This is a genomic window from Candidatus Vicinibacter affinis, assembly GCA_016714365.1.
GTDB classification, from domain to species: domain Bacteria; phylum Bacteroidota; class Bacteroidia; order Chitinophagales; family Saprospiraceae; genus Vicinibacter; species Vicinibacter affinis.
Window position 1 is genome coordinate 198,349 of sequence record JADJNH010000005.1, and the last position, 16,796, is coordinate 215,144.

Consider the following 16,796-nt stretch of genomic DNA (forward strand, 5'->3'; position numbering starts at 1 on the left):
TTGTTCCGGAAGGGGGGGGTGGGATATAATAAGTTATTTTTGATAGCTGCAATATCCAAAAAAGAAGCTGAATGAATAGAAAAGCATAAAAGAGATAAATTATTAAAGCAAAACTCACTGAAAATTAAATTAAAAATTAAAAATGATTATTATATTATTAATATATATTATATGTTTGTGACTGATTATCTCGCTTATCAAAGGTTAAATATGATAAAAATGCGCTGTATTCCGACATTTATCTTTATTTCTTTATTTGCTATTCAAACCATCTATTGTCAAATGACATTTAATGGTAAGAAATTATTTGGAAATGAATGGCTTACCAAGGGTCAGAAATACTTTAAATTTAGCCTCGCTGCTGATGGATTTTGTAGAATTAACTACCAAACCCTTCTGAATTCAGGAATACCTGTCCAATCCATCAGGGGAGATCAATATCAGATTTTTAAGCTGGGTCAGGAAATAGCTCTAAGGACTTCCACACAAGGTGTTTTGGGGCCAAATGACTACATTGAATTTATGGGATTCCGAAACAGAGCTGAACTGGATGAAACGCTATTTAACAACAAAAGTGAACTCTTTAATCCTGAGTACAGTATGTTTACCGATAGTCTTTCTTATTTTTTAACCTGGACTCAGGGAACTACCCAAAATAGAATTACAGAGGAGAATAATGATTTGGTTAACTTGTTACCCAAAGATTTATATTATACTAAAAAAGTAATTGAATACTTTAATGAAGTAACTACAAAAAGAAGCTTTGGATACCAACACACCCAAAAAATGCCTGATTTTGACGAGGGTCAGGGATACGGTACTGACTATTTTACAGAACGGACTTTCGCCCTCAATTTCAAGAATTCCTTTAAAGATTTTCTTGAAGTAAAAATTGAAGCTACTTTGTTCGGTTATGGAGAAGACGCCTCGGCACATAAGGCTTCATTCTATCTAGATAATGAATTTAAGGATTTTATAGCTTTTTCAGGATTTAAAGTTAAGGAGGGGGGCATTTCTCTAAATGCTGAGGATTTAAAGGAACAAATGAACTTTAAAATTCTTGCTGATGGAAATAGAGATGACAGACTTAGTGTTTCAAAAATCGAATATTCCTTTCCTGCAGAATTTAAATTTGACCAATCCAAAATCACCAAGTTATTTATAGCGGGCTCATTAACAAAACGGTATTTAGAAATTGAAGATTTTAATGGAGGCAACGAAATCATAGTATATGACTTAACAAACAAATCTTACCTTTTAAGTAATAAAGAACCCAACGGAATCTACAAAATTAATTTACCACCCTCACAATTAGATAGAGAAATCATTATCTTAAACAAAGATCAGATTAATACCATTGCAGAAATAAATCCTGTAAATTTTGAAAATTTTGAAAATGGGGATTACGATTTTATCATTGTAAGTTCAGAAAGACTTATTAATGGAAATTTGGGTAACAATCAAATTCAAGCATATGTTGATTATAGAAGTAGTGCTGCTGGTGGAAAACATAAAGTCAAAGCAGTTTCTGTTGAGGATATTTACAATAGTTTTGGCTACGGTATATATTCACATGCTATTTCAATGCGTAATTTTTTCCAGTTTAGTCGTCAAATTTGGCCGAATACCAAATTTGTATTACTGATAGGAAAAGGACTTGAATATCATGTTTATAGAAAAAACAAATCCAGAGAATACAATTTTGTACCTACACACAGCGCTCCAGCTGCTGATTATATGATGGTATCTGACTCAGCCAGAATTCCATTTTATGCACTGGGTAGAATTCCCGCAATTAATGGAAATGAAATTTCTGACTATCTCAATAAAGTTAAAGAACACGAAAGCTATTTATCTTCCACGAGTCATAACATATCTAACCGTGAATGGCTTAAAAAAGTAATTCACTTGTCAGGTGGCGATCCTACCTTATTTGGGATCATATCATCACAGCTTGCTTCAATGGAGGATGTAATAGAAAATAATCAATATGGAGCCCAGGTTGAAACTTTTTATAAACAAAGTTCTTCTGCTATAGAGGTGTCAAATTCTGAAAAACTAAAGTCCCTCGTGGATAACGGTGTTTCAATAATTTCTTTTATGGGACACTCAGTTGCATTTAGGCTGGACTTCAACTTAGAAAATATAAGTTCATATGAAAATAAAGGCAAATATCATCTTTTCGTAGCAATGGGTTGCTATGCAGGTCAAATGTTTGACAACATCAGAAGTATAAGTGAAACTCATAACCTTGCTGCAGACAGAGGATCAATCATCTACCTTGCCAACTCTACCTCCGGACTCCCTTATGTATTATCTGTTTATGGTTCTGAGTTTTATAGACAAGTTGGCGGAAAGTATTATGGAAAATCTATTGGTGAAGCAATTAAAGAAGTTAACACGAACATGGTATTAACTAAAAATGAATCTATTATTCACCAGGCATTATCTACTAGTTTTAATGGGGATCCTTCCATAGCCTTTAACAACAATCCGGGCCAGGATTTTACACCTGATGCATCAACTGCAAAAATTAACCCCGGTTTGGTTTATGCTAATACCAAGAATTTTAAGTTTAGTGTAGACATTGTGAATCTTGGAGTAAACTACAGAGACAGTATAAATCTACTTTTACAAAATGAAGGTCCTGATGGTAAAATTACTAATGTCTTTAATGGATTGGTGCCCAGTCCAACGTATAGGTCAAATTTTGAGTTCACCATTCCAGTTCAGGCTGATCAATCAGTAGGGTTTAATAAGCTTTACTTAAAAGTCGATGCAAATGAGAAAATTGCTGAACTTCCGAATCCGGATGCGGAAAAAAATAATGAATTAATTTATTTAAATGGAGAAAAAGGATTTAAATATTATGTCATTGGGGATGATGCAAGACCTGTTTATCCTCAGGAATTCAGCATCATTAAAAATCAGCGTCCTACATTATTGGCCAGCACCGGTAACGCATTTGCCAATCCCTCCAATTACTATTTAGAAATTGATACTACCGAGTATTACAATTCCCCACTTAAAAAATCTAATGCCATCTATCAAAAAGGCGGGGTAATAAGTTGGCCACTTGAAAGCGATCTTCTACCAAATGTTGTATATTATTGGCGTGTTCGTCCAGATAGTCTGAAGTCTGGAATTCTTGCATGGCGAAGCAGCTCTTTTATATATCTTCCTGGTGAGAAAACCGGATGGAATCAGTCACATTTCTTTCAACACGCTGCAAACAACTTCAATCAAATGGAAATTGAAGAACCAGAGAGAACATACACTTTTAAAGAAGGAATTGAAGACTTCAGAGTATTTAATGCTGCAACCACTCCTACAACCTTCTTAAGACCTAAAATATTCTATCGTTCTCAAGTAGAAGTGGATTATAACCATTTTAACTTCAGAAATAACATTTCTGGGATCCTTGTCTCTGTTTTCCATCCTTTAAATGGATCCATACTAATCAATAAGACAGGTGGAGATTTTCAAAGCGAATTTGATCCAGATTTTGCCGGACAAAAATTTTTCCTATACCAAACTGAAACAAAAGAACAAAGGGAAAAACTTATTACTTTTTTAGAAAATGAATTACCAAACAATGCTGTAGTAGTCATTTCTAGCTTGGTTCAAAATAATGGCAGCTTCCATCCCGAAAAATGGGATTCTGATGGACAGAAAAATCTTTATACGGTCCTTAAATCTTTTGGAGCTAAAAACATTGAAAATCTAAAGCTCGTCGGATCAGTTCCATATATTTTTATCTTTAGAAAAAATAGAGCGGATTATATTGCCAAAGAAAGTTTTGGCAATCTTACCTCTGAAAATGATTTAGGACATTTTGTATACATCAAATACACAGAAGGTTCAGTAAACTCAACTTTAATTGGACCTGCTAAATATTACGATTCCTTCACTTGGCAATTTAACAAATTTGATGGAAATGAAGATATTCAATCAATCAATATATATGGTGTTGACAACATAGGAACAGAAACAAAATTATATGGACCATTTACCGATCAAAGTTACGACTTGAGGGGAATCGATGCTTCTAAATATCCATACCTAAAACTTGAATGGCTTTCTAAAGATAGCATAAGCCGTACATCACCGAATAATGTTTACTGGCGAGTCTATTTTTCAGGTTACCCTGATATTGCAATCAATCCAAATCTTTGGTTCAAAAGAAATTCAGATACTTTGAATCAGGGATCCATTTTAAATATAGAAGTATTAGCACAAAATGTAAGCGACTTTGACATGGATAGTTTACTTGTAAAATTTACTGCTGTCAGTTCTAACAATATTCCAATCATACAAACAAAAAGATTTGCACCTGTAAAATCAATGGGGTCTATAAAAATTCCTCTCAGTCTTTCAACTTCCAAGCAATCCGGAGCTTATAAACTATATATTGAATTAAATCCGGAAAATGATCAACCTGAAGTAAATTTCTTTAATAACATTGGAATAGTAGATTACTATGTTAGAAAAGATTTAAGAAAGCCAAAAGTAACAGTTGCTTTTGATGGTAAGCCCATAAACAATGGTGATATAGTCTCCCCTACTACAAAAATTGAAATCAGTTTAAAAGATGAAAACTTAAGCTTTCCGCTTGAAGATACATCCTTATTCAATATAAAAATAAAGTATCCTGACAGAAAAATTAAGCAAATTTATTTTTCTCAAATAAACGTACAGTTTTTCCCTGCTACAATAGGTCAAAATAAAAATGAAGCAAAAGTTATTATTGACGGAGATTTTAATCAAAATGGGAATTATGATTTAATACTTCGTGCAAAAGATGCAAACGGAAATCAGGTTTCAGATGCAGACATTTTGACAAATTTTACTATTGTAAGGGAAAGTAGCGTTTCGAATGTATTTAATTATCCTAATCCATTTACAACAAAAACAAGATTCGTCTACACGCTAACAGGTAGTGAAATACCAGCCTATTACAAAATACAAATTCTAACTATTTCAGGAAAAGTAGTTAAAGAAATTGACCAAAACGAAATCGGTCCATTAAATATAGGAACACATATTACTGATTATGAATATGACGGAACTGATGACTTTGGTACCAAATTAGCTAATGGCGTATACTTATACAAAGTGGTTTTTAAAGATCAGTCAGGCAAAGAAATCAAAAAATTAAACACAGATACTGATGAATTCTTTAAAAATAATTTCGGTAAAATGGTCATCATAAGATAATTTTTGATTAGTAGACGAAATGGAAAACAAATGGTACTAACTTTCACGAATTTTTTAATAGATTGCAAAAATCAGGAAAACCAATTTGGCATAACTTTCTTTATTTGATAACAGGCATCAAGAAAAAATTTATTAGTCCAATTAACATATCTAAATGGAAAGTATGCACCATAAATTGGCATTGAGGCAGGAAAGGCACCATTGTGTGATTTATTGATAAGCTTAATTTGCCAATTTATCATTTCCTCCATCAATGTCAATGCAGTACTCTTATAAATAGAATTTGGAGATATTTGAAATGCCTTTGCAAGCAAACTAATTATTTGTGCTTGACCTGTGACACATTTCGAAAACGAACAGGCTTGCCATCTTGTATTATACTTTGCAGCGAGGCGACCATCTTTTTTAATTACTTTGCATAATACTTCAAGAGAATTTAAGCAATAGTTTATCATTTCTTGTCTGTTTAGAACAACTCCTGATTCAATAAATCCCTCAATGGTGTAGGCTATTGTATGACTTAATCCAGGTTTTGATGGATTAAATCCCCAATCTTTAAAACTATAATAATTATTTGTATTTTCCCATAACAAATCTAATGACTCGGTGGCTTTTTCTCTTTGTTCAGGAAAATATTCGATGCATAAGAGAGGCCAAATAGCTCTGCTGTAATAGCTGGCAAAATATCCACTCCGGTAAAGTCCAGACTCCCATTTTCCATCCAATCCAATCTGCCCAAGCAACCAGCGTATCGCTAAATCAAGGGCTTTTTTGTAGCTATGAACTCCTTCAATATTATGTGCTTCCATTAATCCGAAAAGAACCTGAGATGTATTAAAAGCACTAGGTGTTATAAATTTAACTCCAGAAAAAAAATAACCTTCACTGGCTTGTATCTCGCAAAGCCAATCTGCAGCCCTTAATCCAATGGAACTATTTTCAACTGAACCTCCGTTATTAAATCTTAGAAAATTTTCAATGAGATAACCAGTCGTTTCAGGATATGGCTTTTCCCATGATATACTTTCAGGTAACCATAATTTCTTACTGTGGCAGAAGCCATTATAATTGGCTTTGATATGAGCTTGTTTCAGCCATCCCAAAGCTAATTGTTCTGCCTCAAGAATCAAACCTGGCTCCAAACTCATGATGATAATTAAATATTTAGGGTTCTAAAAACAAAAGATTGGTTAGCCTTCGCATAACAGTAAGTAAATGATTCGGCTGAGAATTTTTTAAATGTTTTCATTAGCCGTGGTTGCATTGATCCATCAAATACAAATTCGCAAGAATCATTTAGAGCAATCCTTATCCCTTCCCATAACAAAACAGAAGGAGCTCCTCTCGATCGCTCTGTTTTACTATTTACATTTATCCAATAGTACCAAGTACTTTCTGATTTAATAAAAATTGAAGTAGATACCAATTTGCCATATCTATTTTTACAGGAAATAATTTTAATGTGCTGCATGCCTCCCAAAAGTTGCTCAATTGCCTTCAATTTAATTGTTGTTAGGCCCTCCAAAGAATAAAAATTATCAGAAACTAAAAAATTTAAAGTCTCAGAACAAAACTCAGATTTAATCTCTACCGTCAGTTCCTCCTGAGCATTAAGAATATGATTGCGGGTAGAACTAGGTATCATTTTCCATAAAGAATCTTCATTCTGTTCTTTTAGAATACGACAACTTAATGTATATTGAAAGGAATAATCACTACCAAAAGCGATTGGCGCATGTAAAATATCTGGATAAAGTTTTAACTGAACTTGAGCAAAACCAATTAATTGTTGCTTTAATTCCAATAACAAATGGACTTCATTATTATACCTGCCCAATGAGCTACTCGTATTCCAATCGTGTAATATTTGAACATTATAGGGCGTAAAAGGTGGGCACTTGATAATTTTAAAATTCAAAATTTGTTTGACCCAAAAGCTTGCTTTGATGGTGCTTCCTTTATAAGAATTCTCATAAATCAAATAACTTGAATTAAGATTCAGTGCCTCCATCCAGGATTTCGTTACAAATATTTCATTTCTCCCGCAGTATTCAACCATAACAACTTGAATATCTGGCAAAAATACATTAAATATTAGCGACTTTTTTAATTAATAAGCCTAAATTTGCCTTGAAACATAGGACTTTAAAGTGTTCAATCAAAAAATGAATAGCACCTTTCGCTGGCAATTACTTGCAACGATGGTTATTGCAATCATCCAAATAATAACACTGGTTCTTTTGGGTCGTATTTTGGGGTTTAAAGATTTAGGAAGCTTTGCCATTCTTCAAGTGACTTTCAGGTTTGCACTTGCTGCGTTTGAGCCGGGTATGTTCTTTTCAATAGTTCAACAACATGAATCAAGTCCCAAACTAATCCAAAAATTAACAACTACTCAATTTAAACTCACCATTCTAAGTATTCTGATCTTAGGATCGATCTTCTTATATTCTCAAGAACTAAATGCCTGGCATCTGGCGGTAATTGCTTGCTTAATACTTTTAACCATTTCCGTCGGATCCAAATACAATAATCTGCTTATCTTATTTGAAAAACAAAAAGAAATTTCTATTATTCAAATCTTCTCCTATTCAATAGAGTTAGTTTTTATTCTCATCACTATATTCAAATATAATCCATTGTATATTTTTTCAATAGGGATTCTAATTAGACAATTCATATATTATTTGTTATGTCATTTAGTCCATCTGAAATTTACAAAAATGGAAATGGTCATAGCTGAAACAAAATATAAAACGAACCATATTACACCGTCACTTCAAAATATGGCTTCTCAAATATTGAGTTTTATCCAAGGCCAATATGACACACTTTTAATATTTTTATTATTTGGTCTCCCCATATTAGGACCATATAATCTTGCCTCTGAATTCAGTTTTCTCATATTTTCCAAAATAAATCCTGTATTTAGCAAAGCCATTTTCCCAAGTCTTTCAAAAGCTAAAAAACATCTTGTCCAAGTCGATGAAATAATTTTAAGTAGTCTTGTAAGTTACTTATATTTTATTATTCCGATATATTTCTTCATTTGGGTTCACGCAGAATATATATTAAATCTTGCCTATCAATCTAAAGGGAAAGATATTCTTGTCTTTGTTCGTTACTTTCTAATAATTGCTTTGATAAAGGCTATCAACAATATTTTAACCACATATTTGTTATCAATCGGAGCTTCCAGATGGGTTCTTTATTGGAATGTTACTTTGCTAGGGCTCAATTATCTTTTATGTGCTATATTTTTTTACTCCTCCATAGACATAATAACTTTTTTTAAATTCAGTATATTCTATGCATTGATATTTACTCTAATAGGAATTACTTATCTTTTGAGAAAAATAGAATGGACAAAAGTGAGTCTTTTAGACACATTGTACCAAATTTTTTCCTTCCTTCTTATAATAAATTTAATCATCTATATAAATTCTTTAGTGTTTTCAGATTTTATTATTAATAGTATTATGGTGGTGGCTTCATTTTTCATCGTTTTGTTTCTTACAAATAGAAATAAATTTACACAGCTAATAAATTTTAAAATATCTGAATGATTGATTTTGTTGGCGGTTGGCAGAAGGATGGTAAAAATGTTTTAACTAACATATACTCACATGATAAAGTCTACTCTTATGAACAGGAAAATTTCATATATTGTGAATCGAGAGAAGGCATTTACCATAATCCAGCAACTATTAATCATAGAAAAATAATTCTGTTAGGAAATCCTGTTAGGAAATTAAACTTTAATGAAGAATGGGATAAACTCTATCATATAAACTTTGATTTTGAATCTCACAAACTCATTACTTTTTTCAATTCCGTTTCCGGGATTGCAGGATTAATCATCCATGATGAAATATCTGAAAATATATATATCATTACAGATCCTTTAGGATTCATTCCAATATTCATAATTGAAAACGAAACTGGTTTCGTATATACCAATCGTCTTATATATCTAAATGAAATCTTTAAATCAGAATTGGTTTGGGATGAAAATTCAATTAGAAATTATTACGAAAACGGTCATTTTATATCTCATCAAACCTGGTTCAAATCCACAAGGCGAGTTAAAGCCGCAACTGTGTTAAAACATTGCTTAATAAACAATAAGACTTCTGAGTTCAGATATTGGTCATGGCAAAATGTGTCTTTACCCCATTTACATTCTAAAATGAAATCAAATAGCCTTATTACACTTTTCGAAAAAGGCATAAAGTCTCTCGACTTAAAAAATCAAAAAACAGGAATTGCCTTAAGTGGTGGAAGAGATAGCAGGTGGATAACATGGTTCCTCCGAGATGTTCCAGCTATCGAAACATTCACATTTGGAATTAAAAACAGTGCTGATTTAAAAATAGCACAAATATGTTCCAAAGTCCTTAACCTAAAGAATGTACAATATGAATTAACCTACAAAAATTGGTTTGCAGACAGAAAGGAATCCTTTTTGATCGGTGAAGGGCTCTTGAGTCTGGAACATTTCCATGAAGGAAATATTTTAAGAAAATTATCAAAGAACTACAATATTTTAGTATCCGGATTCTTTGGTGGATTTTCACCCCATTACAAAAAACAAAGAATAACATCAAAGGAAGCCAAAACCTATTTCAGATTCCAAAATACTGATACCGAAGTTCAAGATTCTTTCTACAATTTCAAATCACCACATCCTTATCTTATTGATCAAAAAATGACTAATCTTGCAACGATACATTTATATATTTTAAGTAGATATTTTAAAGTAGCCACCCCATTTTATAACATGGAGTGGATAACATTTCTATATTCCTGCAATAAATCGTACCTAAAAGATCAGAAATTATACCTTAATGCACTTAATTCCAGTATGCCAACAAGTCTAAGTAATATTCCATGGCAAAAAACGGGTATCCCTTTAAGTTGGGTCAATGCAAATTTATTTATATTAAAATTCAGACTTAACGATATTTTGGAAAAAATCTTAAATATCTTTCATAAAACCAGAAGTTTCTATAATTACAATCTGCTCGAAAATGAAATAGATTCTCTAATCCAAGAATATAAATCTGGAAGTGTTGATTTTCTTAAGCAATATAAACCACATAACCTACAATCAAAATTTAGACTACTATCAATTCTTGTCTGGATCCAAAATCTGGAGAAAACGAGAAAGTATGAAAATTAAAGTACTACACTTCATTGATTATTACCTCCCTGAAACCATGAATTGGATTCAGGAGTTACTAAATTCAAGTTCGGAAAACTGTATTCATTATATCTGCTGTCGATATTACAGTCCCAATATTACATTAAAATTTATCAAAATTGAAAATGTTGGGATAAAATGCAACTATCCTGTTAATTTAATTTCCAAAATTAAAGCAGCTATTTCGGAAATAAATAATTATAAAAAAATCCAATTGTTTATAAATAGCGAAGGGATACAAATATTGCATTTTCATTTTGGTCATGTAGCTCTAAATTTTTCCAAATTGATTGGGAAATATGGTAGAAAATGTTTAATATCTTTATATGGTTTTGATTATGAGTACTTACCAAATAAACACCCCAACATAAAAGAAGAATATTATAGATTATCAAAATATGGTGCCCATTTTGCAGTCGAGGGAACCTATAGTAAAAATCTTTTGGAAAAATATAGGATTCAATCAAAAAATATTATCATAATACAAATGATCTTTTCCAGATCAAAAAATATAGAAATTCAACCATTTGGCTACCCCATTCAACTCACTCAGGTAGCCACATATACCGAAAAAAAAGGGCAAGACATTTTATTGCACGCCCTCGCACTTTCAAAATATAGAAACAAATTTAAAATACATTTTCATGGTGAAATTGGAGATGGAAAATATTATACTAATCTTCAAAAAATAATCCAAACTCATAACTTGAATAATGTTTCACTTGGAAATAAGTTAAGTATATCCGACTATATTCATAAAATTAAAAAGAGTCACATTGTAGTTAATCTAAGTAAAAGAACAAAACTCAAAGACACAGAGGGAGGTTGCCCAGTAAATATTAAAGATGCGCTTACACTTGGAAAACCGGTCTTTACAACCTCACACTGTGACATACCAGAAACAGCTATAAATGGTTATAATGCATGGATAGCCCAAGAAAATAATATTGAAGACGCTTCAAGGGTTCTTGATCAAATCGCTTTTATCAGTCAATCTGAATACAATGCTTATTGCCATCACAGCATTGAATCCACAAAAGCTAAACTAAATTCAAACTTGACAGGACAACAAATCACCGATGCGTATAAATTAATTTTGAATGAAAGTTTACTTGCTTAGCCCACATTGTCTTCCTACAAGAAACCCTAGAACACTTAGAATTGAGAATGTTCGGAAAATTCTATCACTCAAATGGAAAGTAAAAGTACTTTGCTCGAAATTTACAAAAAATATTTCTGTTAATAAAGATGTTACAAACTCAAGAACAGACAATGAAATATATAAACTTAAAATAGAAATATTTAATAAACCTTCTTTCTTTTCCAAATTCATCAAAAAAATTATCTTTCCTGATATTTATATAATGCATAATATTTGGGTTACAATAAAATATTTAATTTTCTACTCAAATAGAGAAAATGTGTTAATTACTTTTTCAAACCCATTTTCAACTCACATTGCAGGAATAATGAGTAAAATATTTTGGCCAAAAAGAAAATGGATTTGCGATATAGGAGATCTTTATCAACACAACCCCAATCAAAAATTACCTAAATGGATTTCTCCACTATTAAATTGGTTTGAAAGACTTGTGCTAAATAAATCTGATTATGTTATACTAAATTCTAATGAAATTTTTAAATTCTACAAATCTAACTTTGACTTAGATCCGTCAAAAACAAGAATAATTTACAATGGAAGCATACTGGATTTTAGAGGTTTGGATCCAACAATTAGTAAAAATACCATCATGAGTTTTATTGGCAATACTTACGAAAAAGTAAGAGAAGGTCGATTGGAACTTCAGTTAATATTAGATACAATAAATTCTTACAGTTTAAAAAATAATAATTTCAGGATAATATTGGCAGGAAAGCAAGATAAAAGTTTGTATGCTGCATTCAAAAATAAAGCGGAGGTTGACTTTATGTCTACTCTTCAGGAACATAAATTAATAGAAATTTATCAAAAAACGAACATTCTGATTAACTTTGCTAATCACAATTACCAGGGACTCCCTAGCAAATTATATGAGTATCGTTTGACAGGATTACCTATCATTCACTTCACATATGGACCACCGGATCCATCCATAGAATTTCTCTCAGATTATCCCAAAATATTGATTTATCATTTAGAATTAGATAAGTCTGAAAAATTAATCAACTTCATCTTAAAATATAAACATGCCTCTCTGTCCCCTATTCCAAATATTGATTACAATCCTGAAGAAAAATGGAATTCACTTATTAACTCCCTTCAAGACAATTAATTAATACTACAATTTTCAATAAACATTTCTTCACTATTTTTACATTCATATTGAATTTTTACAAAAATGCTGAATCACGAATCTAAGCTTCCTCAATCAGGAGTATCTGTGTTTGCCCGCATGACTGCATTAGCAATGGAGTATAATGCCATTAATCTTGCTCAAGGATTCCCTGACTTTAATCCTCCCGAAGAATTAATTGAATTTCTTTATTCCTCAGCTAAAGAAGGTCTTAACCAATATGCCCCTATGCCCGGTTTAGTAGCATTAAGGGAGCAAATTGCGCAAAGACTTCTGAATGATTATTCATTTATTGCCTCGGTGGATAAAGAAATTACTGTAACTGCTGGAGCCACGCAAGCTCTCTTTACTGTTATAAGCGCATTTATTGGAACTGGTGATAAAGTTTTAATATTTGAACCAGCATATGATTCATATGCTCCTGCAATAATTGCCAATGGTGGAATTCCAATTTACCTAAGATTGCAAGAACCGGACTTCAATATTCCATGGGAGAATTTTGAAAACTTACTAAATGAACATCAATTTAAAATTATTTTGTTTAATAACCCACACAATCCTTGTGGTAGCATACTTAATTTAGACGACCTTATAAAAATTGACAAGCTCACTCAACCACTAAATACGCTACTATTATGGGACGAAGTGTATGACTTATTAGTTTATGATGGAATTAAGCATACCAGTGCATTAATGTTTGATTCTCTTATGGAGCGCAGTATTGTTGTCTATTCAATGGGTAAAACTTTACACAACACAGGCTGGAAAATCGGTTATACAGTTGCCCGCGAATACCTCACCAATGAAATTAGAAAACTTCACCAGTTTACAGTATTCTCTGTTAATACACCATCCCAAATGGCCATAGCTAGATTTATGAAAAATGAGCCTAAATTTTTTACTGAACTTGCCACATTTTATCAAAATAAACGAGACTACTTTACATCGCTGCTAAATGGAAGTCAATTCAGAATCTATCCTACCGCAGGAAGTTATTTTGCATTGGCAGATTATTCCCGAGTGCTCAATTGTCCTGATGAAGAAATGGCTCAATTGCTAGCCAGAGAATATAAAGTAGCCGCTATCCCTATTTCAGCCTTTTACCATGACCATTATGATCCAAGACTGATCCGTTTTTGTTTTGCCAAAAAAGAAGAAACCCTTTTAGAGGCTGCAAAAAGGTTAAAGTCAGGTCATGCTACAATAAGAAACAAATAAATCAGTTATTTCCTTTTGTAAAAATGTCTCCATGCGACTTCTATTAATTTATATAATTCTGATTCTAAATTCCTTTACAATCTGTTCCCAAACCAATAAATTTGACTTAAGTGGTATGGTAATTGACAGTTCAAATGTTCCCTTATCCTTTGCATCTATATATTTGTTGGAGCCTGAGGACAGCAGTTTAATAGATTACACCAGGGCAGAGGAAAATGGTAGTTTTAGTTTTAAAAATATTTCTCCTAAAAAATATTTACTTAAAATTAATTATATTGGATACTTGCCTTTACAAATACAAGTGGACGCTTCCGGCTCTAGTGTTAATTTAGGTAAAATAATGCTTAAACCAATTTCTAAAGAATTGTTTGAGGTAGTTATTAAGGCTGCAAGAGCACCAATGAGCATTCGAGGAGACACCATCGAATATGATGCTTCAACTTTTAAAGTTCCAGCCGGTTCAACCCTTGAAGATTTATTGCGCAAACTTCCTGGTATTGAATTAAACCAGGATGGATCCATTAAATCAGAGGGTAGAGACGTAACTCGAATGACAGTGGAGGGTAAACAATTTTTTGGTGGTGATCCAAAAGCAGCAACAAAAAATCTCCCTGCAGAAGGTATTTCAAAAGTACAGGTATTCAACGAAGTTACCGAAGAGGAAAAATTAACTGGAATCAAAGGTAACTCCCAAGATAAAAGTATGAATATTACCCTAAAAGATGAATTTAAAAAAGGTGGTTTCGGAAAAATTACTGGTGGTATTGGAACTGAAGATCGCGCAGAATTAAAAGGAAATTACAATAAGTTTAATCAAAAGGAACAATTTTCAATTCTGGCCTCCGTGACCAATACAGGTAGAAATGGACTTTCTTGGAATGACTACCAGGATTTTAAAGGAAGCAATTCTTTTAATTGGAATGATGATGGTGATTTTGGATTTAGTGGTGGTGGCTCAGTTAGGTATTACTTTTCTGAAGACGATGAAGACAATATTGAAACAAATTTTTTTGGTAGCAGCTCCAATGGCTTTCCTAAAAAATATAACGGAGGATTAAACTATAACTACGATCACAAAAAGACCAAGTTTAGCGGCACCTATTTTTATAATTTTGATGAATTGTTCTCTGAGGCCAAAAGGTCCCAAAACTTTCTTTACCTGGATAATCCATACAACACTTTAGATACTGCATTCAGAACGAATACAAAACAAAGCCATAAAATGGATGTTCGAATTGAACAAGAATTTGACTCATTGCATAGTCTTGTATTTAAAAGCAGTATTAATATTGGTGGCGTCCAAAATGAACTTGATGGTTTCTTTACCACACTTTCTCCATCCGAAACCTTGTTGTCAGATCTGTCAATGTTTTCTCAGTACGACAATAATATAATTAATTCTCAAAGTTCAGTCATTTTTAGAAAAAAATTTAAAAGAAAAGGGAGGTCCTTGGGAGTAAGTGCAGCATATATATTTAATGTGAGTGATCGAAAATCTGAACAGGAATCCCTTAATAATTTTTACAAATTAGGCTTATTTATTGATTCCGTTGCAGTTTTGAACCAAATCTTACAAACCAACAATGATAAATCTCAAATCAAAAGCAGCGTACAATATGTTGAACCACTGGGTAAAAGATTTTTTATACAAAGCTTTTACAATTACAGTAACAGGAACACTGATTATCAAAGAGATGTATTCGATCAAATTCAAGACAGCTCTTTAAAAAATCAATTTCTGAGTAGAAACTTTGAAAACAATATTGAATATCACCGAATTGGAACCTCGCTCCGATACTCTTATAAAGGTGCCAACTTATCTATAGGTTTAGCTTTTCAGGATCTTTTATTACAAGGACGTTTTAAGACAGGATTTGATTCGTCAAATAATGTAGAAACTAAAGTTGTGTATCAAAATTTTATTCCCAATTTTAGCTTACAGATGGATCTCAAAAAAAATAGGAATGTCAACTTTGAATATTCAGTAAATCTTAGAGAACCTTCCGTGAATGATTTATTACCGGTGATAGACAATTCAAATCCATTATTTATCAGACTTGGGAATCCTGGATTACTGCCGGAACTTACACATCGATTTGGTGGAGGTTTCAGACAATTTAATCCACTAAATTTTACCAACCTATGGGCTGGAATGAATTATACTTTTACTGAAAATGCATTTGTTTATGCACGGGATATTGATTCAAAAAGGATTACAAGTATCACACCAACCAATATTAGCGGCACACAGAGTATCTGGGCCAATTTAGATTTTGGTTTCCCAATAAGAAAAAATAAATTCACAATTAATACCGGATATAATTTTAATTATAACAAAGGGTTTACTTTGATTAATTCGTTACAAGATGACATTACTACATTTGGGCATGGTTTCAACCTTCGGATAAATTTAACTCCCATAGATCAATTTTCATTTTTTCTAAACGGTGGTGCCAGGTTTTCTGATCAAAATTCTTCCTTAAACTCATTAGAATCTACCAAGCTTCAGAATTACACTTCAGGTTTGGAGTTAAATTATAAATTCCCTTATAAACTATTTTTAAACACAAGTTTCAATTACAGTCAATTCATTAATAATTCAAGTGGTTTCAATGAATCAGTTCCACTTTTAAATGTTTCACTATATAAAGTTTTTCTAAAGGGTGATAAAGGTGAAATCAGACTTTCCGGTTATGATTTGTTTAATAAAAATTTAGGGATCAATCAGTCTGCCTGGTCAAATATTGTAACTCAAACTACTACTTCTACTTTAGCTAGATACTTCCTGTTGAGTTTTACTTATAATATGCGTGGAATTAAAACAGCCTTGGAAAAAAACAGACGTGGACATTTTATGGGTTAGT

9 protein-coding genes are annotated in these 16,796 nt (G+C 32.2%); 7 read left to right on the forward strand and 2 right to left on the reverse strand.

Annotated features, from left to right (window positions below; all coding sequences use genetic code 11):
- Nucleotides 1-219 precede the first annotated feature (219 nt).
- The gene (locus tag IPJ53_01160; GenBank protein ID MBK7797698.1) at nucleotides 220-5,217 is read left to right on the forward strand and encodes a hypothetical protein; all 4,998 of its coding nucleotides are present in this window, start codon (nucleotides 220-222) and stop codon (nucleotides 5,215-5,217) included.
- A 71-nt stretch (nucleotides 5,218-5,288) separates the two neighbouring features.
- On the opposite strand, the gene IPJ53_01165 is transcribed toward IPJ53_01160, so the two are convergent.
- Entirely contained in the window at nucleotides 5,289-6,365 is a 1,077-nt protein-coding gene (locus IPJ53_01165; protein ID MBK7797699.1) for a hypothetical protein, read from the reverse strand.
- A gap of 8 nt (nucleotides 6,366-6,373) precedes the next feature.
- Nucleotides 6,374-7,027, reverse strand: coding sequence for a hypothetical protein (locus tag IPJ53_01170; GenBank protein MBK7797700.1), 654 nt, complete (start codon nucleotides 7,025-7,027; stop codon nucleotides 6,374-6,376).
- 355 nt (nucleotides 7,028-7,382) lie between these two features.
- Between IPJ53_01170 and IPJ53_01175 the strand changes: the two genes are divergently transcribed.
- The 6 genes from IPJ53_01175 (at nucleotide 7,383) to IPJ53_01200 (ending at nucleotide 16,795) form a co-directional block, all read left to right on the forward strand.
- The gene (locus tag IPJ53_01175) at nucleotides 7,383-8,783 is read left to right on the forward strand and encodes an oligosaccharide flippase family protein (protein MBK7797701.1); all 1,401 of its coding nucleotides are present in this window, start codon (nucleotides 7,383-7,385) and stop codon (nucleotides 8,781-8,783) included.
- Nucleotides 8,780-10,399 carry a hypothetical protein gene (locus IPJ53_01180; GenBank protein MBK7797702.1) on the forward strand — a complete coding sequence of 540 codons (1,620 nt, stop codon included), beginning with the start codon at nucleotides 8,780-8,782 and terminating at the stop codon, nucleotides 10,397-10,399. The genes IPJ53_01175 and IPJ53_01180 overlap by 4 nt, the downstream gene beginning before the upstream one ends.
- Entirely contained in the window at nucleotides 10,389-11,540 is a 1,152-nt protein-coding gene (locus IPJ53_01185; GenBank protein MBK7797703.1) for a glycosyltransferase, read from the forward strand. Before IPJ53_01180 ends, IPJ53_01185 begins: the two co-directional genes overlap by 11 nt.
- Nucleotides 11,521-12,693, forward strand: a complete 1,173-nt coding sequence (locus IPJ53_01190) for a glycosyltransferase (GenBank protein ID MBK7797704.1) — start codon at nucleotides 11,521-11,523, stop codon at nucleotides 12,691-12,693. Before IPJ53_01185 ends, IPJ53_01190 begins: the two co-directional genes overlap by 20 nt.
- A 66-nt stretch (nucleotides 12,694-12,759) precedes the next feature.
- Complete coding sequence (locus IPJ53_01195; GenBank protein ID MBK7797705.1) at nucleotides 12,760-13,932, forward strand: aminotransferase class I/II-fold pyridoxal phosphate-dependent enzyme; 1,173 nt, start codon at nucleotides 12,760-12,762, stop codon at nucleotides 13,930-13,932.
- Between the two features lie 31 nt (nucleotides 13,933-13,963).
- Complete coding sequence (locus IPJ53_01200) at nucleotides 13,964-16,795, forward strand: outer membrane beta-barrel protein (GenBank protein MBK7797706.1); 2,832 nt, start codon at nucleotides 13,964-13,966, stop codon at nucleotides 16,793-16,795.
- Nucleotide 16,796 lies beyond the last annotated feature (1 nt).

Bases quoted from the DNA above. Each gene is read 5' to 3' on its own strand.
- IPJ53_01195 (MBK7797705.1), top strand. From the start codon at position 12,760: ATGCTGAATCACGAATCTAAGCTTCCTCAATCAGGAGTATCTGTGTTT.
- IPJ53_01185 (MBK7797703.1), top strand. From the start codon at position 10,389: ATGAAAATTAAAGTACTACACTTCATTGATTATTACCTCCCTGAAACC.
- IPJ53_01175 (MBK7797701.1), top strand. From the start codon at position 7,383: ATGAATAGCACCTTTCGCTGGCAATTACTTGCAACGATGGTTATTGCA.
- IPJ53_01190 (MBK7797704.1), top strand. From the start codon at position 11,521: ATGAAAGTTTACTTGCTTAGCCCACATTGTCTTCCTACAAGAAACCCT.
- IPJ53_01165 (MBK7797699.1), bottom strand. From the start codon at position 6,365: ATGAGTTTGGAGCCAGGTTTGATTCTTGAGGCAGAACAATTAGCTTTG.
- IPJ53_01200 (MBK7797706.1), top strand. From the start codon at position 13,964: ATGCGACTTCTATTAATTTATATAATTCTGATTCTAAATTCCTTTACA.
- IPJ53_01160 (MBK7797698.1), top strand. From the start codon at position 220: ATGCGCTGTATTCCGACATTTATCTTTATTTCTTTATTTGCTATTCAA.
- IPJ53_01180 (MBK7797702.1), top strand. From the start codon at position 8,780: ATGATTGATTTTGTTGGCGGTTGGCAGAAGGATGGTAAAAATGTTTTA.